At 66.1% G+C, this 22,613-nt stretch carries 18 protein-coding genes and 1 pseudogene; 11 read left to right on the top strand and 8 right to left on the bottom strand.

Features of this window, described 5'->3' with window-relative positions; genetic code table 11:
• Positions 1 to 223: 223 nt before the first annotated feature.
• Genes G9373_RS18770 through G9373_RS18755 form a run of 4 tightly spaced genes read left to right on the top strand, consistent with a single transcriptional unit; the run spans position 224 to position 4,414 of the window.
• Positions 224 to 607, top strand: a complete 384-nt coding sequence (locus G9373_RS18770; protein ID WP_005569224.1) for a hypothetical protein — start codon at positions 224 to 226, stop codon at positions 605 to 607.
• Entirely contained in the window at positions 607 to 1,476 is an 870-nt protein-coding gene (locus G9373_RS18765; protein ID WP_005256509.1) for an FAD binding domain-containing protein, read from the top strand. The genes G9373_RS18770 and G9373_RS18765 overlap by 1 nt, the downstream gene beginning before the upstream one ends.
• On the top strand, positions 1,473 to 2,018 hold the full coding sequence (locus tag G9373_RS18760) for a (2Fe-2S)-binding protein (RefSeq protein WP_005256507.1): 546 nt from the start codon (positions 1,473 to 1,475) through the stop codon (positions 2,016 to 2,018). The genes G9373_RS18765 and G9373_RS18760 overlap by 4 nt, the downstream gene beginning before the upstream one ends.
• Positions 2,015 to 4,414 (top strand): xanthine dehydrogenase family protein molybdopterin-binding subunit, encoded by a 2,400-nt coding sequence (locus tag G9373_RS18755; protein WP_081276513.1) that lies wholly within the window; start codon positions 2,015 to 2,017, stop codon positions 4,412 to 4,414. The genes G9373_RS18760 and G9373_RS18755 overlap by 4 nt, the downstream gene beginning before the upstream one ends.
• A 445-nt stretch (positions 4,415 to 4,859) precedes the next feature.
• Here G9373_RS18755 and G9373_RS18745 read toward each other — a convergent pair whose 3' ends face one another.
• From G9373_RS18745 to G9373_RS46515, 4 genes and pseudogenes are all read right to left on the bottom strand, one after another.
• Complete coding sequence (locus G9373_RS18745) at positions 4,860 to 5,333, bottom strand: hypothetical protein (RefSeq protein ID WP_005569220.1); 474 nt, start codon at positions 5,331 to 5,333, stop codon at positions 4,860 to 4,862.
• Between the two features lie 253 nt (positions 5,334 to 5,586).
• A complete protein-coding gene (locus G9373_RS18740; protein WP_005256501.1) occupies positions 5,587 to 5,850 on the bottom strand; it encodes a hypothetical protein in 264 nt (87 codons plus the stop codon).
• A gap of 458 nt (positions 5,851 to 6,308) precedes the next feature.
• Positions 6,309 to 7,322, bottom strand: coding sequence for an AsnC family transcriptional regulator (locus G9373_RS18735; RefSeq protein WP_167116133.1), 1,014 nt, complete (start codon positions 7,320 to 7,322; stop codon positions 6,309 to 6,311).
• A 426-nt stretch (positions 7,323 to 7,748) separates the two neighbouring features.
• Positions 7,749 to 7,943 (bottom strand): annotated as a pseudogene (locus G9373_RS46515) (transposase); the annotation flags it as partial.
• A gap of 493 nt (positions 7,944 to 8,436) precedes the next feature.
• Between G9373_RS46515 and G9373_RS18725 the strand changes: the two are divergent.
• Both G9373_RS18725 and G9373_RS18720 read left to right on the top strand, forming a co-directional pair.
• The gene (locus G9373_RS18725; protein ID WP_005569219.1) at positions 8,437 to 9,792 is read left to right on the top strand and encodes an MFS transporter; all 1,356 of its coding nucleotides are present in this window, start codon (positions 8,437 to 8,439) and stop codon (positions 9,790 to 9,792) included.
• 204 nt (positions 9,793 to 9,996) lie between these two features.
• On the top strand, positions 9,997 to 10,851 hold the full coding sequence (locus G9373_RS18720) for a TauD/TfdA family dioxygenase (protein WP_005256492.1): 855 nt from the start codon (positions 9,997 to 9,999) through the stop codon (positions 10,849 to 10,851).
• A 302-nt stretch (positions 10,852 to 11,153) separates the two neighbouring features.
• Here the strand turns inward: G9373_RS18720 and G9373_RS18715 are convergent, their stop codons facing one another.
• Entirely contained in the window at positions 11,154 to 14,411 is a 3,258-nt protein-coding gene (locus G9373_RS18715) for a protein kinase (RefSeq protein WP_167116130.1), read from the bottom strand.
• A gap of 258 nt (positions 14,412 to 14,669) precedes the next feature.
• Entirely contained in the window at positions 14,670 to 15,266 is a 597-nt protein-coding gene (locus G9373_RS18710; RefSeq protein ID WP_054246758.1) for a TetR/AcrR family transcriptional regulator, read from the bottom strand.
• 128 nt (positions 15,267 to 15,394) lie between these two features.
• Here G9373_RS18710 and G9373_RS18705 point away from each other — a divergent pair, with 128 nt between their 5' ends.
• The 3 genes from G9373_RS18705 to G9373_RS18695 all read left to right on the top strand — a co-directional run bounded on the left by G9373_RS18705 (position 15,395) and on the right by G9373_RS18695 (position 18,921).
• Positions 15,395 to 16,900 carry an APC family permease gene (locus G9373_RS18705; protein WP_064080238.1) on the top strand — a complete coding sequence of 502 codons (1,506 nt, stop codon included), beginning with the start codon at positions 15,395 to 15,397 and terminating at the stop codon, positions 16,898 to 16,900.
• A gap of 4 nt (positions 16,901 to 16,904) precedes the next feature.
• Positions 16,905 to 17,804 (top strand): nitrilase-related carbon-nitrogen hydrolase, encoded by a 900-nt coding sequence (locus G9373_RS18700; RefSeq protein WP_005569216.1) that lies wholly within the window; start codon positions 16,905 to 16,907, stop codon positions 17,802 to 17,804.
• A gap of 70 nt (positions 17,805 to 17,874) precedes the next feature.
• Positions 17,875 to 18,921 carry a GGDEF domain-containing protein gene (locus G9373_RS18695; protein ID WP_167116127.1) on the top strand — a complete coding sequence of 349 codons (1,047 nt, stop codon included), beginning with the start codon at positions 17,875 to 17,877 and terminating at the stop codon, positions 18,919 to 18,921.
• Between the two features lie 28 nt (positions 18,922 to 18,949).
• Here G9373_RS18695 and G9373_RS18690 read toward each other — a convergent pair whose 3' ends face one another.
• Complete coding sequence (locus G9373_RS18690) at positions 18,950 to 19,906, bottom strand: DMT family transporter (RefSeq protein ID WP_043791009.1); 957 nt, start codon at positions 19,904 to 19,906, stop codon at positions 18,950 to 18,952.
• Positions 19,907 to 19,980: 74 nt separating this feature from the next.
• Between G9373_RS18690 and G9373_RS18685 the strand changes: the two genes are divergently transcribed.
• Both G9373_RS18685 and G9373_RS18680 read left to right on the top strand, forming a co-directional pair.
• The gene (locus G9373_RS18685; protein ID WP_005256479.1) at positions 19,981 to 20,883 is read left to right on the top strand and encodes a LysR family transcriptional regulator; all 903 of its coding nucleotides are present in this window, start codon (positions 19,981 to 19,983) and stop codon (positions 20,881 to 20,883) included.
• A 137-nt stretch (positions 20,884 to 21,020) separates the two neighbouring features.
• Positions 21,021 to 21,626, top strand: a complete 606-nt coding sequence (locus tag G9373_RS18680) for a hypothetical protein (protein WP_182624103.1) — start codon at positions 21,021 to 21,023, stop codon at positions 21,624 to 21,626.
• Between the two features lie 26 nt (positions 21,627 to 21,652).
• Here G9373_RS18680 and G9373_RS18675 read toward each other — a convergent pair whose 3' ends face one another.
• Complete coding sequence (locus tag G9373_RS18675) at positions 21,653 to 22,591, bottom strand: hypothetical protein (RefSeq protein WP_005569213.1); 939 nt, start codon at positions 22,589 to 22,591, stop codon at positions 21,653 to 21,655.
• Positions 22,592 to 22,613: the final 22 nt, after the last annotated feature.

Genomic DNA, 22,613 nt, shown 5'->3' with positions numbered 1-22,613 from the left:
TACGCGTCGGTGGCGGTGTTTCGATGCAGCTACGACTGCGACCTGAACTCTTCGGTGGGTGTTGCGCCTCGGCTCCGTGGGCATCGACGCAATCGGTCCGGCGACCGTGGCCGAGCTATTGACCTCAGGGCGCCAGGAACGTAGAACTATCTTATAGCAAAGATACTTTGCGCTGAGTCTTCTTGGACCGGCATTCGTTGTCCTTTCGAATGGAACGAGGCACATGCACAAGAGCGGCCTTCCCACGGTGGCTGCGGAGGGCGGCGGCACAGTGACCGCCCTACCCTTTCGCGGCGTTGCGACCCCCGAGCAGAACCCAGCAGACGGCAGGCTCGGCGCGCGTGGCTCCTTGGCTGCCGTGCTGTTCCTCCCCGACCCAGCCGCCTACGACTGCGTTGGCAGTGAGGATCAGATCGTGGTTCGTGAGCATCTTCGGGGCCGGAATCGGCGTAAGTTCGTCTACACCGGACTCGGTTCGGTAGCCGTCCGCGCCGCACTCGACGTCGTCTCCGCGGCCGTCGAACGGCGCGCCCTACAAGGGGTGAATCACCACATGCATACCGGCTATGGGAGACCGAGCTGCACACTCGTGCGGGGAGCCCGCTGATGCGCACCCAGGCCCTGGGGGCCGGGTTGGTGGCACAGAGCCAACTCGCGATGGCCCCTTTCCGGCTCCATCGCCCCACCACCATCGAGGACGCCCTGGCGATCGTGTCCGAACATCCGGACGCTGTTTTCGCCGCTGGCTGCTCGGATCTGGTCGCCCAGATCCGTGAGGGCTGCGCCCCGAACACGTTGGTGTCGCTGCAGAAGGTCGATGCGCTCCGCATCACCAGCCACGAGGCCGGTGTTCTTCATATCGGCCCGATGGTGACCCACCACATGGGTGCGACGGACGACATCGTCGGCACCGCGATCCCGAACCTCGCGGCGGCATGGGCGTCGATCGCGACCGTTCGGATCCGCTACACCGCGACCGTCGGCGGAAACCTGATGGCGCGGCGGTACCGCTACGAGATGCCGCTGCTTCTCGGGGCGCTCGGCGCGGACCTGGTCTTCGACGCCGGCGCGCTCTCCCGCCCGGTCGCGTCGTTGTGGGCGGACAGCGGAACCGATCAGCGAGGTCTGTTGACCGACATCACCGTACGAACGGACGACCTCGTCTGGTTCGGATATGAGCGTTCGATGCGTCCGACGGCGACAGTGGCCCTCGCGGTGCGTCGCAACCCCGACGGCACCCTGCAGGTGCGCGCGCAATCGGGATCGGAGTACCGCCACGGATTCGCACTGACGGCCGATACCGGCGCCCGCGAACTCGATCCGCTCGAGGTGAGTGCGCAGCTTGCCCAGCAGCTACCGGACGACTGTGCCGATTACACCGGCTCGGCGGAGTACCGCCGGCACCTGGTGCGTGTGTTGACGCGCCGCCTGCTCACCGCGGCATGTGCTCAGCTGAAGGGAAAGACAACGAGATGACCGAGTACACCGATCGCGAGACCGATCGATCCGCTGCCCCCGACGGAGAACTCGACACCTGCATCGAGTTCGCCCTGAACGGCGTCAAGCAGACCGTGCGCGTCGCCGCCAACGCCATCCTGCTCGACGTCCTGCGCAACAACCACGGCTGCAACGGCGTTCGCGGTTCCTGTGAGCGTGGGGTCTGTGGAGCGTGCACCGTGCTCGTGGACGATCTGCCCGTCGCCTCCTGTTCGACCTTCGCGTTCAGCATCGACGGCGCCTCGGTCGAGACAGTGGAAGGGTTGGCCGCGCCCGACGGCACGCTGTCCCCGCAGCAACGTGCATTCTCCGAGTGCGGGGGTTTCCAGTGCGGCTTCTGCACGTCCGGGATGTTGATGCTCACCACCGGGCTGCTGCGTCAGGACCCACAACCCGATCGCGGCACCATCCGGGAATGGATCAGTTCCAACACCTGTCGCTGTACCGGATACGAGATGATCCTCGAATCGGTCGAGCGCGCTGCCGAACTGACCGGTGAGACGAACGGGGAATCCGCGTGACCGCGACACCCGAATCCTTCACTCACAACGTTGATTCCGACGCCGCGGGCGGTGGGTACACCGTGTATTCGCTGCCGACCGTCTCTCCGGACAAGCGGGTCACCGGACGCGATCTGCCGCGCGCGGACGCCGCGGTCAAGGTGACCGGCAAAGCGGTCTACAACACTGACATCGTGCGACCGGGCATGCTGCACGCGAAGGTGCTGCGGAGTCCGCACGCGCACGCTCGTATCGTGTCCATCGACGCGAGCGCCGCCGGGGCACTGGACGGCGTCACCGCGGTGCTGACCCGCAACGAAACCGACGGCCTGGGGTGTTACGGCACCATGGTCAAGGACCAGCCGGTCGTCGCGACGGACGCCGTCCGCTATGTCGGCGACATCGTCGCCGCCGTCGCTGCGGTAGATGAGCGCACGGCACTGGCGGCACTGGACCTCATTCAGGTCGAATACGAGATTCTGCCCGCGGTATTCGACGTCGACGAGGCCCTCGATCCGTCGTCGCCGACAATCCATCCGCTCGAGCCGCGCGGTGGTCTGCCCCCTTACCGGAACGGCGCGTCGGCGTCGCTGCGCATCGACCACAATGTCAGCTACGAATTCCGTTACAGCACTGGATCACCGGACGTGTGGGAGGAGTGCGACCACATCTTCGAGGACACCTTCCTCTTCTCCCGGATGAACCATATGCATCTCGAACCGTTCGTCACGGTCGCGGAGGCAACCGATGAACAGATCGAGGTCTGGACGGCGACGCAGAGCCCGTTCAACCTCCGCCAGGAACTCGGGCACGTATTCAACCTCCCCGAAAACCGGATCCGGGTGCACGTCGCCCTGCTCGGCGGAGCGTTCGGCGCGAAGAACGGCCCGAAGGCCGACCCGGTCGCCATCCGCCTGTCCCAGCTCAGCGGCGGCCGGCCGGTGCGGTTCTGCATGAGCACGGAAGAGGGCTTCCTCACCGTGTCGCAGCACGCGGCGAAGCTGATCGTCAAGGCCGGCGTCAAGGCGGACGGCACCTTTGTCGCCCGCAAATCGACGGTGCTCCTCGACAGCGGGGCCTACGCCGAACACAGTCCGGCGGTGGCGGAGAAGGCCGGCTATCGGATGCCGGGCGCGTATCGCTGGCAGCACATCGACACCGTCTGCAAGGCGGTTACCACGAACACGGTGCCCGCCGGCGCCATGCGCGGCTTCGGTGCCACGCAGACCACGTGGGCCGGTGAACGTCAGATCGACCTCATCGCGCAGCGACTCGGCATCGATCCCTACGCACTGCGGCTGAAAAACCTCAAAAAGCTCGGCGAAGAATTCGTCCCCGGGGATGCGGGGATCGACTCCGACCTCGCCGAGGGAATGCGTCTGGTCGCGGACGCTATCGGCTACCACTCCAGGGATCGCAGCGGAAACCGCGGCATGGGGGTATGCGTCGGGCTCAAGGACAGTGGCGGCGGCAACAAGCCCGCGATGGCGCGGGTCAAGGTGACCGCCAACGGCGACGTCTTCCTCAATTGCGCGCTCACCGAGATGGGCCAGGGCGGGCACTCCGCGTTGTCCCAGATCGTCGCCGACGTCCTGCGCACCAGCCGCGACCGCGTCGTGTACACGCGCATCGACACCGACCACACCCCCTTCGATCAGGGCACCAACGCCTCGTCCGGCGTGGTGGTGATGGGACAGGCCGTCCGGAACGCGGCGGAGAACCTGCGTAGACAAGTGCTCGAGTGGGCCGGTGAACAGTTCGCCATCGACTCGGCCACCGCAGTGCTCGACGACTGGACGGTGCGCACCCCCACAGGCGAGGTATATCCGCTTCTCCCGCAAATCATGGAGTTCTTCGGACACACCGGGTTCGAGTTCTCGGCCGACGGCTATTACAAGGTGCGCAGTGATGCCGATGCACCCTTGGCCGCCCGGTGTGTCTTCTACGAGATCGGGTGGGCGGCAGCCGAGGTCGAAGTCGACCCGGAGACCGGCAGGGTTACGGTCCTGCAGCTCGTGGTCAGTGGTGACGCGGGCAAGGTGATCAACAAGATCGGCTGCCGCGGTCAGGATGAAGGCGCCGCCGTTCTGGGACTCGCGCAGGCTCTGTTCGAGGAAATGCGCTACGAGAACGGTGAACTTCTCAACGCCGAGGCCCTGCTGTACCGCGTCCCACTCGCGGAGGACCTCCCCGAGCGGTTCGTCTCGATCACCCAGGAGCAGGGACACGGCGCGGGCCCCTTCGGCGCCAAAGGCATGGGGGAGGGCGGCATGCTCCCCATCGCCCCGGCGATTGCGCAGGCCATCGCCGACGCGGTCGGTGCCCAGCTCACCGAGTTGCCGATGACACCAGAGCGCGTCTTTCGTGCACTCTCACCCGGCGGCGTGCCCGGTCTCCCGCCGTTGTCGCACGCCTGAATGCAACCGGACCTCAGACCACCGGTCGTCGGCACAGACGCCGACGACCGGAACGTCGACAGGAGCAGGACCCGACGGCGGCATCCTCCCGCGCAACGTCGCTGTTCCTGCGTCGCAGCGACACTTCAGCGCCGCACCCACACCCCCGTCCGCCGCCAACACCGGAACAACCCGTACGCCGTGCCACGGCTCGTACCGGGCCGGCACATCCCGCCACGTCGTACCCGCCCGAATCCGCCACCGGATCCCGTCGATGAGCTGCCGTTTCGTCCACTTCGGCGAACGGCCCGCCTTCCTACCCAGAGGCAGCAGCGGCACCAACCGCGCCCATTGCACGTCGGTAACGTCCGCCCCGGCCCCGCGACGCTGGGCACGAGGTCATTCAACGGCAGCGACACATCCACTTGATCGAAAACTCACAGCCGAACCACCTTTGAAACACGACCTAAGCCTCGGGGTCCAGCCAGGGCCGATCGTCGCGGCCCTCGACATAGGTCCCGCCGGGCGGACCGTCGAGCAGCCCCAGCAGCAACTCACGCGCCGCCCGAGCGGCACCGGCGAGCTCAGTCCGGGGTGAAAACAGGTCCATCCCGATGACGAACCACGCCGCCAGCGCGGCGATCGGCGCAAACGCCAGCACAAACGGAACGGCGAATTGCCGGGCAGCACGCCACGGAACCGTCACCAACCCGAACACCACCACCAACACCGCCGGCGCCGCCCAACTCACCCAATTCGACGCCGGCGGCGGATCAGGCCCAACGAGGTGAACGAACCGTGCGGAGACACCCGGGGACGCGGAACATCGAACCAGGTCCCGATCCGGGCCTACGGCCGCCAGAAGGGCGTTCAGCGCCTCCGCCTTCGTGCCCAGGATCGCCCGCGCCGCCGTCGGCGGAATCTGCACCGTCAGGAACACCCGCCGCAACCAGATCGTCCGCGGTGAACCGGTCCGCCTCCCCCACCCGCTCCCCGGTGCTCGACCAGGAGTCGAAGTGCGCGCCGACGAAGGCGTCCTCGCCCAGATACGGGCGGCCGTATTACTTCGTCAGAGCCGCGGTCGCCGCGGCGTCCGAGTCCGTCGCAAGAGTCGTGAGCAGCCGCAATGTCATATACCCCGCACTCTCTCACCCCTCAGGTACCGGCGGCCGGGAACCGAGCCGGGGTGGTCGCTACGCGCCGGGCCCGGAATCGGGGGCGGTGTCGTCCGCGGTGCGGCCGTCGGCTGTCTCGGGCAGAAGCGTGCGCGCCTTCTCCGCCAGGTCCGGCAGCGCACCCCGCCGATCACCGTAGGCCCGCGCCGGAGCGGCCAGAGCCAGTTCCTCACCCACCAGCACCACCGGGCTGGTGGGATACGCGACCCGGGCCACGAACCGGGTGATCTCATCGGCCGTCAGAATCTTCCCGAGCGGCGGCGTGGTTGCTGCACCGGTCATGGCATCTCCCCCATTGTCAGAGCTGGACGTTGCGTGGACAGTAGCCCTTCGGCCGTCACAGGGACGTGCCATCTGCCCAGTTCAGTGATAGGAATGCGCGGTGATCGACGCGCACAAAGGATGGCCTGAAGGCGAGTGCACCACCACTCGCTTCTTCGACGGCATTGACCGCTGGAGGACTGCGAACCCACCGCCCGGACGCCGAGTTCGTGCCGCGGCGCGTCTCCAGCTTGTGGCCTGTCATGCCTGCCAATGTGGAGAGCCGGTCCGCCGCCGACCCGAGATCTTCAGCGACTGGCTGGTGCTGGCGGTGGCGTTTGGGCTGGCGTCGTTGGCGCCGAGCAGGAGGGCGCCAACAAGGTTGTCGATGTCAATGACCTGCCTTCCGGAAGCGGATCGATGACCGGTCACCCCCAAGAGCTCCGGGTGTCGGCTGGTTACGGGTTGTTCGGTTCCCGCTAGAAGATGGCCCGTGGGATCAATCCGGTGGTTCGTCCATCCTGATCAAGGACATGTCCTGCCCTCTTGAATGTGTGGAGGCTGATGAACCGGTCCGAAATGGTGATGGACGGAAGTTCTCGCGTGAGTGCAGCCGCGAATGGCGCAATCTCGCTAACCGTCTGAAACCACATCGTGGCGACGATTGTCGAGGTTCCGGTAGTGGCGTTTGCAATTCGGCATTTTGGAATTCGGCTCAATAGGTTGCCGACCGTGTTCAACTCGCTCGGTGCGGTCGTGATCATGAAAGTCGTCTCAACGACTGGTCCGACAAGTGTGTTCGCTCCCTCGCAGCGCAGGGCCACGCGGCCCCCGTCGATCAGCCTTTCGACGCGGCGTCGCGCGGTCGGTCCGGTCACATCGCATTGCTCGCCGAGTGTGGTCCATGCTTGACGCCCATCTTTCGCCAGAGCTCCGAGCAGAGAACGATCGAGATCGTCCAGGAATGGAATCGTTTTCCTGCGTGTGGGCGCTGCCTGGGGTAATTGGAGAAGATGGGCCTGTTCCAGGTCTAACGCCTGGACGCGCCACCGCGCGCCTTCTGTGTAGTTGGTGAGCACGACCGTCGTTGCCACCGACCTGATTCCTTCGATCACCTCGATGCGGTCGGTGAGCAGACGGGCGAGGTCGGCAATGCTGGACACGAACACGATCACATGGAAGTCCGACGTCCCGGATGTGCTCGATACCGTGTCGACTGCTGGTTCGGCAATCAGGGCTTCTGCAACGTCATGCTTGCTCTGGGGTCTGCAGGTGATCGCAAGCCATGCGGCACATCCGAATTTCAGGAAGGTCGGGCCCGGAGCCACCGCGATCCATGCCGAGCCGCTCTCGGACAACAGCTTCCATCTTCGGGCGAGTGTCTTCGGCGAGTACTGAAGTGCCTCCGCCAAGTCCGCCCAGTCAGCGCGGGGGTTGAGCTGCAGCGCGCCGATAATTGCAAGGTCCAGTTCTGCTGCAGCCTGAGAGGTCATATTGGACATTATGGCCGTAAAAATTATGGAAATCGGCCAAAACCCAGGTCTCGTGAGGTGCGCCACTCAGAGTGGTTGAGCGCGAGTTGCGCAACCGGGACTCCCGGCCCAAGAAGTCGAGGTCGATGCATGTGGACACAATCAGTCAGGGGTGAGGAAGGTGCCGTCCAACGGGCGGGTAGACAGCGGGCGGGCGTTGTGGCGCACGCAGTCGGGGCTGGCACCGCTCCCGCTCACCTGCTGCGCGGAATCGGTGGTAGCGCCGACAGTTTCGCACCACAATTCGGTGAGCTCAACAGTTCCCTGAGGCTGCTCGCGTGGGACGCCCCCGGTTCCGGGCGCAGCGGGGATCCCGGACGTCGGTTCGACCTGGACGACTACGCTGACGCCGCGGCCGAGGTAATCAGGGACCGCTGCGGCCAGGTAGGCCAGATGCGTCCTGGTGGTCCACCCTCCTCGGGAGCGCCGCAACGCGTGGTCGGCGGGCTCGATCTCGACCTCGCCGGGCGGCACGGACTGCGCCTCGGGAGCCCAGCGCACGCCCGCCGCATGCTGGTGAGCCTGCGCGATGGTCGAATCCACGCTGACGTCCCACACGATCGCACCCCGCGCGGCTTGGGTGAGTGCCGGCAATCCCGTCAGGATCCGCATCTCTGCGGACATTTCTGTTCGTGGCGTGCCAGCTTGCCGCTGACCATGTTTCGCAATTAATCCCCCACGTGGATTTCTCTTGCTTTCCGCCCACGAGTGGAAATCGTTAACTGTGCACACGGTCTATTTCTTCGTGCGAGCCATGCGTGGCCGATTCCGCCGAGGTGTGTAGCGGCATTTCGGGCCGGGGAATCCATTTCCCGCTCTATTTCATCTGTCACTCAGTGCCTGAATCTTGCGGTCTCGCGGTTCGGCATAACAGCAGGTTGAGGGCTCAAACTTTAAGAAATGAGAGCTTGCGCACAACTAGCCTCAGCGTTAAGATATTGACCACTTAAATAATTTGAAGGTTTTCCATTGTGCTCGTTATTCCAGAAACAGAGGGTCCCTAGAACGCTCTGATTCGCCACGCGGTTCACGCGCCGCGTGATCGCATGTTCGTCAAATAGCCGGGAGGCACAGTATGGGTGGTGCAGTCGCACGACCAGCGGGCGCAGGCTCGCCGAAGAAGGTCGCACTGGCGAGCCTGATCGGCACAACCATCGAGTGGTACGACTTCTTCATCTACAGCACCGCAGCGGTGCTCGTATTCAACCATCACTTCTTCCCCAGCTTCGACCCGGCCATCGGAACGCTGCTGGCCTTCTCGACCTTCGCCGCCGGCTTCGTCGCCCGCCCGATCGGAGCCATCGTGTTCGGTCACTTCGGGGACAGGGTGGGCCGAAAATCGATGATGGTCGTCACCATCTTGATCATGGGCGTCGCCACCGTGCTGATCGGCCTGCTGCCGACATATGCCACCATCGGCGCCTTCGCTCCGGTGCTGCTGGTGCTGCTGCGACTGACACAAGGCTTCGCGCTCGGCGGCGAATGGGGCGGTGCTGCGCTCATGGCCACGGAGCATTCCCCCGATAACCGACGTGGTTTCTTCGGCAGCTGGCCGCAGGCGGGGGTGGCGGTCGGACTGATCCTGGCGATGACCGTGTACCTACCCCTCGATGCAATGGCCGATGATCACTTCATGGCCTGGGGGTGGCGTGTTCCGTTCCTCCTCAGCGCGGTACTGGTGATCACCGGACTGATCATCCGGGTACAGGTCGCCGAGAGTCCGGAGTTCGACCGGGTCAAGGATGTGCACGCGGTCGTGCGCCTGCCCATCATCGAAGTTCTTCGCACACACCCGAAGCAGGTCCTCCTGGTCGCCGGCGCCAGCCTGTCGCCGGGCATCTTCTTCTACCTCCTGACCGTGTACAACTTCGTCTACACGCAAGAGGCGGGCGGCCTGAGTCAAAGCTCCATGCTGATTCTGGTGATCGTCACCTCCGCGGTCGGATTCGTGGTCACCCCGATCGCAGGTGCGCTCTCCGACAGGTTCGGCCGGCAACGGCTCTTCCTGCTGGGCCTTGCCCTCATCGGTTCTCTCGCCTTCCCGCTCTACTGGGCGCTCGACTCGGGCTCGTACGGCTTCATCGCTGTCTGCTACGTCGCCGCGACCATCGCCGTATACATCCCGTGGGCGCTGCAGCCGGCATACTTCTCCGAGGCGTTCGACGCACGAGTCCGCTACAGCGGGCTGTCGCTGGCCACCACCCTCGGCAACCTCTTGGGCAGCGCCATCGCGCCGCTCATCGCCGGAACACTACTCAGCGCAACCCATGCGTCCATCTCCATTTCCCTGTATGTCTTCGTCACCGCAGCACTATCGTTCGTCTGCGTACTGGTGCTCGGACGGACGAACCGGAAAAAAGACACGCAAGCCGACAGCGGAATCGGCACCGATAACGTGAGCGGGCTCCGCACTCCCACCTACTCGGAGTGATACCCCTCATGGACGTCGCCTCTCGGGCACGGAAGCACTCACAATGACAACGAACTCTGATCGGGTCCCACAACTCCCGAAAGAACAACCTCTCGGAGAAGGGGTGCTCACCGTCCTGTGCTCTAGGGGTTCAGGCTCCGCCCGCCGCGGCACAGAATTCGCCCCCATCCAGTAACAGATAACACGCTGACGGAAGGAAACCCTATGAGCAGCAATGAATCACGCTACGAAACATTCACCCTGGAACGCGCAACACCCACCATCGGGGCATTCATCCACGGCCTGGATCTTCGTGACGAGATCACACCGCAGTGCCAGACCGAACTGCGCACAGCCTTCCTGGAACACGAAGTCCTGTTTCTTCGCGATCAGCACCTCGAGCCAGAAGATCAGCTCCGATTCGCGAAGGTGTTCGGAGACCCCCAGGAAGTAAGTGCATTCTTTCCCTCCCTTCCGGGAAACCCGTTCATCGAGGTGCTCGAATCTCGCGGTCGCGCAGCCGGAACCGACGTCTGGCACTCCGATCTGACCTGGCAGGCGACTCCAAATTCCGCGACCTGCCTCCACGCCCAGGACATCCCGCCCTGCGGCGGTGACACACTGTGGTCGAGCATGACTGCCGCATATGACGCGCTACCGGAGACGATGAAGAACCTCATCGACGGGCTCGAGGCCGTGCACGATTGGGAAAAGGAACTGACCGGCGTCGTCCGCCAAGGAGAGGACGCGGAAGCACGGTACGAGGAAACACGCCGAAAGTATCCTCCGATGACCCACCCCGTGGTACGCAAGCATCCGGAAACCGGTCGCAGACTCGTCTACGTCAACGAGTTGTTCACCTCCCGCATCTCCGGGGTTCCTCCGCAACTGAGCGACTCGCTACGAAACATGCTCACGGGCCTGGCCAAGACCCCGGAGTACCAGGTCCGATTCCGTTGGGAACCGAACTCCCTGGTGATCTGGGACAACCGATCGACGCAACACTACGCGGTCGGCGACTACCACCCGCACTACCGGCGTATGCACCGCGTCACCCTCAGAGGCGACCGCCCGGCCTGACACCTGTTCGCGGCGCTGGGCGACCCGATCAAGGGTCGCCCAGCAGCACTCATCCCCTCGATGGGCTGATCAATGACGGTGACAGCACCATCGAGGAGGAGAACACAGGCGGGCGGTGCACATTCCGGAGATCATCCGAACGCGATAGGCGTGCTCCACGGCGCCGTCGGTGTTCGGGGTGAAGAGAAGCGGACCTGGACCTCCCTTCCTCTCTAGGCCCGGACAACGGACCGTCCGCTCCAATATCTAACCGATGCAGCGAAATTGAGGATTTCCGGCGCTATCGATCACGAGGCCGTGTGTCATCGTTGCTGGGCCTGCTCGACCACCCAGGCTGCGATCTGCGCGCGGGAGGTGAAGCCGAGTTTGCTGAGTACACGCTCCACATGGCCTTGCGCGGTGCGGGGCGATATCACCAGTCGTGCGGCGATCGCCCTGTTGGTCAGGCCCTCGGCGGCGATCAGTTCGGCGACCTGCCGTTCACGTTTGGTCAGTTTCACTGAGGTATCAGGCGGCGCGTCCGGGATCCGTTCGCCGAGGGCATAGGCGATGGCGGCGTCAAAGCCCAAGCGCCGCCCCTCTCGGCGCGCCGCCTCCACGGAGCTCTTGCCGAGCGCTCCATAGGCTCTCTGTTCGGACTCCTCGCGGGAGACGAGTAGATGGGGGAACCCCACCGTGGGGCTGCCCACGGTGCGTCCGAGTTCGTCAGCGGCCGCCATCAGGATGACCGCGCGTCGCGCGTCATGCGCTACGGCGGCGATCGAGCCCAGTGTCTCGAGGCACGCGATGGCGGTGCGCGGGGTGTTCACCTGCCGGGTCAACTGCAGTGACTGTTCGAGTAGTTGAACTGCCCGATCGGTATCACCGTGGCGCCACCCCGCATCGCCCATGGCCCACAGCGCGAACGACTGGTACATCGATTCACCGTGCGCCTGTGTGATCGCGACGATCTGTTCGTAACAGTCACTCGCCCGCTGGGATTCGCCGAGTTGTTCGTAGGCCATCCCCAGCCGGTGCAGGACCCCGACGTGTGAAACGTCCTCCTGTGTGCGGAAAACGGTGCCGGCGCTTTCGAGTCGCGCGCAGGCGCGAGTGGGATCACCCCTGAAAAGGGCGAGGAGGCCGTCCGCGTACTCGATGTATGCGTGGCTCACCGCGTCGGTCGTCTGTTCGGCCAGTCTGCGGCCCTCCTCCACCAGTGCCGCCCCCGCGGAGAGGTCGCCCTGCAATTCGGCCAGCACGCTGCAGGCGTAGACCGCTTTGATCCGCTCCAGGGTCGGCTCCGCTGGCAGGTGTGCAAGGACGCGACCCAGCCAGTACCGCCCCTCGCTGAGCAAGCTCCGGGAGAGCCAGAAGGGGAGCAAGCTCGCGGCGATGCGAAGTCCATTGTTGGGGCTGTCGGACATACAGAACTCCATCGCCTCCCGTAGATTCGCTTGTTCACGCTCGAGTCGGGCGATCCAGTCCAGTTGCCGGGAGCTGATCCACTCGGCCTCAGACTCGGCGGTCAGTTGCTCATACCAGTCGCGGTGCCGTCGACGCAGTTCGACATACTCCTCGGTGGCCTGGAGCTTCTCATGCCCGTACTCGCGCAGGGTCTCGAGCAGCCGAAAGCACACGGCCGAGCCGGATTCCACCCGGATCACGACCGATTTGTCCACCAGGGAGGCCACGACATCGAGCGGATCCGATGATGCCAGTCCCATACCGCAGACCTGTTCCACCGCATCGAGTTCGAAGCTACCGGCGAACACGGACAGCCGAGACCACAACTGTTGCTCCTGCGGGGTGCACAGCTCGTAGCTCCAATCGATACACAGCCGAAGGGTCTGCTGACGAGAGGGAGCGCCTCGGCTGCCGCGGGTCAGCAGCGTGTAACGGTCGGTCAGCCGCGCAAGGATCTGCTCGGGCGACATCGCCCGCAACCGAGTCGCCGCTAGTTCGATCGGCAGCGGTAATCCGTCCAGCCGATGGCAGATCCCGGCGACCGCGGCGGCGTTGTCCTCGGTGAGCTCGAATCCGGGCACAGCTGCGGCTGCGCGCTCGGCGAACAATGTCACCGCGTCGTAGCGGGGCAGACCCTGCAGGGAGGGCGGTCGGTCGGGGTCGGGGACAGTGAGCGGGGGCACCCGGAGCAGTGTTTCCCCGCCGATACCGAGGGGCTCGCGGCTGGTGGCGAGGATGCGTAATCCCGGACACGCCCGCAGCAGGGTCTCGGCCAGCCCGGCGACGCCATCCAGGATGTGCTCGCAGTTGTCGAATACCAGCAGCAGCTCGCGCGGCACCAGAAATTCCGCTAGCACCTCGATCAACGGCCTGGCCGAGTGATCACCTATTCCGAGGGAGGCGGCGATCATGTCGACGAGCAACGACTCGTCCCGCAGCTCGGCCAGCTCCACGAGCCACACTCCGTCGGCGTAGTCGCGGTGCGTGATGGTCGCAACCCGCAACGCCAGACGCGTCTTCCCCACGCCACCGATCCCGGTGAGCGTCACCAAACGGGACACCGACAACAGGTTCTTGAGTTCTGTCACCTCGTTCCGTCGGCCGACGAAACTGGTGAGTTCCAGGCGAATGTTCGTCTTGACGTCCCCGACGGTGCGCGCCATCGTCAGGCGCTGCACGACAGAGTTCGGCAGTTTCCGCGGCGCGGACCCCGTATCGCCGTGGAGGGCCATCACGTCGACCGCAAACCCCCGGTGGAGCTGGATCTCACGGAGTTCGTCTCCGAGCTGGACCGCGGACGGGCGGTTGTGCGGATTCGTCGACATCGCCCGCTCGATCGTTGCCGCCACGTCGTCGGAGATTCCCTGTTCACGCAGATTCGGTACCGGCTGTGTTGTGATCCTCAGGAACTGGGCAACCAACTGCTCACCGCTGCGCCGTTCGAACGCGGCGTGGCCGGTGAGCGCGCAGAACAGCGTCGCCCCGAGCCCGTAGATATCCGAACTGGAGGTCGGCGGATCGCCTGCCAGCACCTCGGGCGCGGTGAAGGCCGGTGAGCCGGTCACGGTGCCGGTGGCGGTCTCGAATCCTCCGGCGATGTGCGCGATACCGAAGTCGGTGAGCGCGGGTTCGCCGTAGTCGGTGAGCAGGATGTTCGCCGGTTTCACGTCGCGGTGCAGGATGCCGAGCCGGTGCGCCGTCTCCACCGCGCCAGCGAGCTTTACTCCGAGCCGCAGCGCGTCGCCCAATGGCAGGGGACCGTGGTCTCGGATCCGCACCTGCAAGGAGTCCTGCGGGTGATAGGGCATGACGATGTAGGGGCGGCCGGTGGCGGTGGCACCGACTTGCAGGACAGGGACGATGTTCGGGTGACCGGTCAACCTGCCCATCGCCTGCTGTTCCCGGAAGAACCGTGCCCGGTTCTCCGCTTCCATGTCGGCGGTGAGGACCTTCACCGCGACCGTTCGGTCCAGCTCAGTCTGGATACACCGGTAGACAACGCCGAAGCCACCGCGGCCGATTTCCTGGGCGTCTTCGAGTCCAGCGGCTTCTAGCTCCGCTGTGACTGAAGCGCCAACCTCGCGCTGCGTCCGGTACGGATCGGCATCAACCATCGGCTACGCCGATTCACCCGATCCGAGACACCCTTGACGATGCAGCACGGCGCTCACCTCACGAAAACGTCCTACCAGGATATCGCTGCAACGCTCGAGCCGGACACCACCGCCCTCTCCGAAATCCACTGGCGGTCGTTAGTCCGGAGAAGAGACGTTCTGCAGGATCTTGATGGGAGGCTCCTTGTCGGTGCTCGGCGGCCGGGCCTGGCGACGCGCATCCAACCTATCTGTTACTCCCAGTTTCCCGTACTCGGCCTAGCTGCTCAGATCGTGGCCGGTGGCCGCACGCGCGTAGGAGTGGAGGCTGGCGATCACCTCGGCGCGGCTGCGACGTCCGGCCAGCACCTCCATCTGGTAACCGTCCTCCATGGCCACGAAATTCGCTGCGAGCAGGCGTGGCGGGTCGGTGAGCGTGAAGTGCCCCTGAGTCTCACCGATGACGAGAATGCCGTAGTAGACGGCGATTTGGCGTTCGGTCAGCGAACTGTCCAGGGCCGCCACCTTGGCGTCGCGCAGCGATCTCGGCCAGCACTCGAACAGCAGTCGGACCAGTTCGTCGTCCGGCCCGCTCGCGACGCCGTGGTCGATGCAGGCCCGGAGGCGGTCGCGCGCGTCGGGGAACTGGTCGGCGACGCGCTCGCGCTCCTGACTGAACCGCTCGATGGCCCGCTGATACGTCTCGTAGATCAACGCGTCCAGGTCGCCGTAGTAGAGCACCGCCGCAGGCGTGACCCCGGCCTGCTCCGCGATGTCACGCAGACGCAGGCCCTCCAGTCCACGCGCGAGCACCGCCCGCTGGACGGCCTCACCGAGTTCGGCCCGACGGGCCCCCTGATCCTTCTTCCGCGCCACTGCCCTCGCTCCGCTCTTTCCTGGTTTCTATATGGAGATTTAGACAATACCTGCCCAGCTATTGACAGGTAGATCACACTGTTCTTAAATTTCTATTTAAAGAATCCAATCCGATCTCAGGAGTCACCGTGTCGACCAATCCCACCGACGCCGAGACGAGTCTCGACCCACCACCAGCACCCACCGGGAAGGGACTGCGGGGCGGCTCCGTGGGTCTGCTCGCCGCAGTCGCGCTCGGCCTGTCCTCGGTCGCGCCGGCCTACAGCATCGCGGTCACGCTCGGTTTCGTGACGATGGTCGTCGGCAACCTCGCCCCCGCCGCCCTGCTCCTCGGTTTCGTGCCGATCCTTCTGACGGCGTTCGCCTTTCGCGAGCTGAACCGGGAGATGCCGGACTGCGGCACCACGTTCGTCTGGACCACCCGCGCGTTCGGTCCACACACGGGATGGCTCTCCGGCGGCTGGGTGGTGCAGATCGCGACCCTCATCGCGATGACGGCACTGGCCCGAGTCGGAGCCGGGTACCTCCTGACCCTGCTCGGCCTGGATTCGCTGGCGTCCGACAACGTCGCGGTGATCGTCACCGCGGTCCTGATCGTCGCCGCGGTCACCACCATCGCCTACCGCGGGCTGCAACTCGCGGCCTCCGTGCAATACGTGCTGCTGGGGCTGCAACTGGTCGCCCTGTTCGGGTTCGGAGCGGCCGCGTTCGCCCGCACCGGGGCCTCCGCACCGAGCCTGTCCTGGCTCAACCCGTTCGCGTTCGGCGGCTTCGGCCCCTTCGCGGAGGCGGTGCTGCTGTGCCTGTTCATCTACTGGGGCTGGGACGCGCTGATCACCGTCAACGAGGAAACCCGTGACAGCGACCGCATCCCGGGTCAGGCCGCCGTGATCTCCACGCTCGTCCTGCTGGGCACGTACCTCTTCACCGGATTCGCCGCGATCAGCTTCGCCGGCATCGGCACCGACGGGCTGGGCCTGGGCAATCCCGACAACGCGGGAGACGTACTCGCCACGCTCGGGCCGCCGGTTCTCGGCGCGGGCCTGTCGAAGGTGGTCGAACTCGCCATCTGCGTATCGGCGATCTCGGCGCTGCTCACCTGTGTCATCGGCAGCTCACGCGCCACCCTCTCCATGGGCGCCCACGGCGCACTGCCCCGCACCTTCACCCGAATCCACCCCACCTACCGCACCCCCGCGTTCGGCACGGTGTTCTTCGGGGCGACCGCCGCGGTCCTGCTCACCGCCCTCACGCTCGTCTCCGGCAACTTCCTCGGTGACGCGATCCTCTCGATCGGCCTGCTCATCGCGTTCTACTACGGCGTCACCGGTCTCGCCTGCGTCTGGTACTTCCGCCACCGCCTGAACAACTCCCCGCGCGACCTGTTCCTCCGGGGCATCCTGCCCGCACTGGGCGGGACGATCATGCTCGCCGCCTTCGCGCGCAGCGCCCACGACATGCTCGACCCGGGCTACGGGGCCACCTCGTTCCACGGCATCGGCGGGGTGTTCCTGCTCGGTGTCGGCTCGATCGCCGTCGGCGCCGTGGCGATGCTGCTCGTCCGCACCCGCTTCCGCCGCTTCTTCCGAGACGGCCGCACCGCCGTCACCGAACTGACCGTCACAGAGGACTGAAACCATGCGCACACTGACCATCGCCGCCGTCCAGACCGCCCCGATCCCGTTCGATGTGGAGGCCACCTGGCAGCGGTTCGCCGACCAGGTCCGCGCCGTGCGCGACACCTTCCCACACGTCGAACTCGTTGTGGTCCCCGAACTCGTGCTGGCCGCGGAGGCACCCCTCCTGCAGGCCCGCGCCGACTGGATGGACCGGGTGGCACTGCCACTCGCCGGCCCCCACATCGACCGGATCTGCGCACTCGCCGAGGAGACCGGACTGTGGCTGGTGCCGGGAAGCCTCTACGAGCGCGGCGACGACGACAAGATCTACAACACCGCCATCGCCGTGTCGCCCCTCGGCGAGGTCGTGGCCCACTACCGCAAGGTCTTCCCCTGGCAGCCGTACGAGCAGACCGCGCCCGGCAGCGAGTTCGTCGTCTTCGACATTCCCGGTACCGGCCGGATCGGTCTGGCCATCTGCTACGACGGCTCCTTCCCGGAGACCGCACGCCAACTGGCCTGGCTCGGCGCGGAAGTGATCATCCAACCCACCCTCACCACCACCCGCGACCGCGAGATGGAACTCGTCTGCTCCCGCGCCAACGCGTGGACCAACCAGGTGTACGTCGTCAACGTCAACGGCGCCGACCCGGCCGCAGTCGGTGCCAGCGTCGTCGTCGACCCCGAGGGCATCATCCGCCAGCAGGCAGGGTCGGGCGAAGAAGTGCTCGTCGACACCCTCGACCTCGACGCCGTGACCCGGGTCCGCACCTACGGCACGTTCGGCCTCAACCGCCCCTGGGACCAGATCGCCCGGTACGGCGACGGGATCCGACTCCCGATGTACGGCGGCGGGGGCATCCACACGCCTCCGTGGCACGAAACCGCCGTGCCGATCCCGGCGTCCACGCCCAGCTGACTCGCCCTCCCGGAAGGGGCGGTCACGAGAGACCCGCCCCTTCCTGGACCGGTCCTGGATAATTGCGAGAGTGAGGCCCCTCGCTGCGTCGTCCGTCGACACGGTCCTGCAGGACTATCAGCCGCGCATCCTGCGCCGCTACCTGTGGATCACGACTGCGCTGCACCTCGCGGGATTCGTCCTTCCTCCCATGGTCGGGTTGCCGATCCGGCCGGAGACCGTCGCCGCTCGCACGGCGGGCATCCTCCTGGGAGTGTTCGCACTCGTCGTGCTGTACCGGGGCGGACGCAGGCCGAGCCGACGGGCCTACCAGGTCTGCACGGCGGCGGCACTGCTCGCCACTCCGATCGTGATGTCCGGTCTCGTTCTCGCCGTCGCCCAACTGCTCTGCGCGATCGCGGCGATGTTCCTGGCGATGTATTTCGTCGTGTTCTACCCGAAGCGGCAGTCGCGGCTCCTCGTCGGATGCCTCACCGGGTTGATGGTGGTCGGAGTCGTCGTCGCCCCCACTGCCTTCACGCTGGTGCCGGTCGAGGTGGACACGGTGACCGTGAAGGCCGCCGTTCTCGTCGTGGCCGTCACCTGCGTGGTCGGCGCCGCCGAGATGTTCGGATCCCTCACCCGGACGCTGATCGAATCGGCCAGCACCGACGGACTCACGGCCCTGCTCAACCGCGCCGGTTTCGAGCTCGCGTTCCGGCACGCCGTCGAAGGCGCGGGCACCGGACAGGTCTCCGTGACATTGGTCCTCATCGACGTCGACCAGTTCAAGTCCACCAACGATCACTACGGCCATGCCGCGGGCGACGCGGTTCTCGTCGACCTCGCGAACTACCTCGCCGAGCACATGCCCCGCGGCGCCCTTCTCGCCCGGGTCGGTGGCGACGAGTTCGTCACCTGCGTGGTCGGCGAGCACCACGCCGAGCTGCCCGGCGTGATGGCGCAACTCGCCCGGCAGAGCCCTACCCCGTTCAGCCTCGGCGCCGCGTCGTGCACCGGCGAGGCCGACCCACTCACCGCGCTCTATCGAACCGCCGACTGCGAGCTGTACACGGCGAAGCAGCGGCAGCACCCACCCGAACCGCCCGGCGACGAACCCACACTGCGGACGGGGTGAAACGCCCGGGCAGACGCCGCACTCCGAGTCATTCGGCGATTCGCGCGGTCACCGGACGACGGTCCGCCGGCTTCACGTGGGTGACCATCCACACCGCGGCGACGACGAGCGCGCAGCCGGCGAACTGCCCGATACTGGGCCGCTCGTGCACGATCACGACGGAGAACAGCATCGCCAGGACCGGCTGGAGCAGCAGCAATGTGGCGCCCACCTCGGCGGCGAGCCGCGGCAGGGCGAATCCGATGAGGACCCAGCCGAGTACCTGGCTGCTCAGCGACAGTGCCGCCAGCCATCCCAGCGCGGGCCATCCCGGCGTGAGGTCCACCGTTCCCCACAGTGATCCCACTGCGGTTCCGACGACGCCGGCGGCGATCGTCGACACGAAGACCTGCGACGACGCCCGGTGTGCGGATCCGGCGCGGCCGATGACGAAGATGTAGATCCCGTAGGCCACGCCCGCCGCCAGCGACAGCAGAGTTCCGAGGAACAGCTGGTCACCCTCGCCGCTGCCGCCGAGGATTCCACCGGCGAGAGCCACACCGGCGAACAGGAAGGGAACGGCCACGACGAACCGGACCGGCACCCGTGCACGGAAGAAGACCCACGCGAGCAGTGGCACGACGACGACTTGCACGTTGACGACGACGGTGGAGATGCCGGCGCCGATCAGGTGGATCGATCGCGCCCACAACGCGAAGTCGACGCCGAGCATCATCCCGCCGAGTACCTGGGCCGCGATCACCCTGCGCGGGATCCCGCCGTACCGCCGAAATTCTTGCAGCGCAAGAAGTCCGAGGATGGGCAGCGCCAGCACACACCGGAAGAACGTCGACGTGGCCGGCTCCACCCCGGACAATTTGATGAGACTGCCGGTCAGCGACGTCGCCACCGCACCCGCCAGCACCAGCAGTCGCGGATCCACGGACGCGACGCTGAAAGAGGGGCGGACGAGGGCACGGGGACGCAAACGGAGGGCGGTAGTCACACCGAAAATTCTCCGAGGCTCCAACCATTACAACAAGTGAATAGTCGTGTCATGAAAGAAGTAGAGTTACTACCATGTTGAGTGTCGATCGCCTCCGCGCGTTGTGCGCTGTCGCCGAACACGGATCGATCGGTGCCGCAGCCCGCGCCCTGCACGTGACGCCGTCCGGGGTGTCGCAGCAACTCGGCAAGTTCGAACGGGAGGTCGGCGTCGAACTTCTGGTACCCGCGGGCCGCGGCGTTCAGCTCACCGATGCGGGCCGGCTCCTGGCCCGTCGCGGACAGGAAGTGATATCGCTTCTGGCGCAGGCCGAATCCGAGGTCGTCTCCCTGGACCGCGATGTGGTGGGAGACCTGCGAATCGGGTCCTTCTCCTCCGCAGGCAGGGTGGTCGTGCCGACTGCCGTGGCGACGCTGCGCAGGCGCCACCCGCAGCTCAGGGTCAGCTTCTTCGCCGGCGAGACCGAGGACCTCATACCCGCGATCGTGCGCCGGGAACTCGACCTCGCCGTCGTCGACAGCTGGGTCACGATGCCGCTGCACCTGCCCGAGGACGCAGTGCACACCCTGGTGCACCGGGATTCGGCCGACGTCGCACTGTCCCGAGACCATCCGCTGGCGTCGCGCGACCACGTCGATCTCGACGAGATCGCGGACATGCCGTGGACGACGTGGAAGAAGGGCGCGGTGTACCACACCTGGCTGGTGCAGACGTTGCGTAACCGCGGCGTCGAACCGGATATCAGGTACGAGGTGCCCGAATTCGCGGCGCAACTCGAGTTCGTCGCGCACGGACTCGCCGCCGCTCTCGTGCCACGCCTGGCCCGCGTCTGGGTGCCGGACAACGTGGCGATCGTCCCGGTGCGTCCCACACTCGAGCGCGAGATCTACGCGCTCCGCCGCGCCGACAACGACCGGCCCACGGTCCGGGCCGGGATCGAGGCACTGACCGAAGCCTTCGCCGGCATCGATGCGTGACAGCTCCCCGTGGCCCGACCTGTCGCGAAGGGTCTGACCCGGCAACACCGGCCGCGTGCGAACACCTGCCAGAAGGCCCTACACGTGCAGGCGTTTCGGTTGCACAATGGTGGTGGGCAACCACCCGGAGGTGCGCGATGAGTGAAACGTGTGCAGCGCCGATACGCCTGTGGCGTCTGGGTCCATGGAGCCGCAACCCGCTCATGAGGGGGTGCGACCGGCTCCGCTCCGCGATGGTTCTCATCGGGGTGTTCTTCGTGCTCATGATGGTTCCGCTGGCCGCGGCCGTCGGAACCGAGACGTACTCGCGACTGGACCAGGAGACGCAGGCCGAACTCGCCACCCACCACCCGACACCCGCCACGCTCGTCGAGGATTCCCGCACGGGGAGCACGGGAGAACCCCTGCCGGCCGCTCCCCAGTATCAAGCGCACGCACGGGTGCAGTGGTCGGCGAACGGACAGACACGCACCGCCGACGTTCCCACCGAATCGGGCACGAAGGCCGGTCAGACCGTCACCGTCTGGCTCGATCCGAACGGCGGTCTCGTCGCGGCGCCGGAGACCGGTTCGCAGAACGCCGCCACGGCGGTGAGCGTCGCGTGCGGGATCTGGGTGACAGCGACCGGCGGTTACTGCCTCCTCTTCCTCGTCGTCCACTGGGTTGCGTCCCGCCGGCAGCAGGCTCAGCTGACCCGTGAATGGAACGAACTCGACAGACCACCCGGGTGGCACGTCAGCTGACGGACGGCGGAACCGAGCCGCGCCGGCTACCGGCGGGGTGCCCCGTTCGGCGGCTGTCCGCCACCCCCACCCGGACCGCTCGGCGCAGACTGCGTGTTCGCCGACTTCTCGGCGACACCGATCGTGATCGAGATCGACATACCGGTGGCCGGTTCGCCCGACACGGTGGCCAACTCGGCATCCCAGCCGTCACCGAACACGTTGTCCGAGTCCAGGGAGACCTTCGACAGGTTGCCGACACTGTTCGCATAGCCGCTGTCGTAGGCGAAGACGGTGGTGCACGCGTCCTGCGGCACCGCGATCTGAGACGTCAACCGGGCGTCCTCGCCCGCCACCGCAGACTCCAATGAGTCGAACACCTCGAAGTGGATGTGCGGCCAGCGGCCCGAGTAGCAGGCCGGGAAGATCGACGTGAACGACACCCTGCCCGCGGAATCCGCGACCTGAACGCCACGCAGGTAATTCTGCTCGGTGATGCCCTGACCGTAGAGCGAGTACTCGCCGTCCCGGTCGCAGTGCCACAGGTAGACCGCCATTCCTTCGCCGGCCGCGCAGTCCTTCGTCAGGTCTTGCAGGTTCAGTTCGATGGTCGTCGCGACACCCTCCGCGGTCCCGGAGTACGCACCGAAGCTGCTGCGAATGTCCTGACGCACGATCCCCGACTCGACCAGCACGTTCGGACCGTTCGACCCGTCGCCGGGATACGGGCCGGCCGTTTCCTGCGGCGCCGCCGCCACGCACGTGCCGCCGCTCACCGTCTCCGCCGTGGACGCGGCCGCCTCCGTCGAGGACGAGGACGAGGTCGCCGTGGACCCCGCCGTCGAGCACGCGGCGAGCGCGGTCGCACCCGCCGCGCCGAACACGAACAATGCGCGGCGACGCGACAACATCGATTTCAGGTCGTGGCTGAGTCCGCGGTCGTGCTCGTGCACTTCGTCGGCGTGGTGACGCGGGCTGTTCGTCATGAGGACCTCTCCATGGGCTGTT

This window comes from Rhodococcus sp. A14 (assembly GCF_011603105.1).
GTDB lineage: Bacteria > Actinomycetota > Actinomycetes > Mycobacteriales > Mycobacteriaceae > Rhodococcus_F > Rhodococcus_F opacus.
The sequence above is the reverse complement of the archived record's forward strand: the minus strand, read 5'-3'. Positions and strand labels throughout refer to the sequence as shown.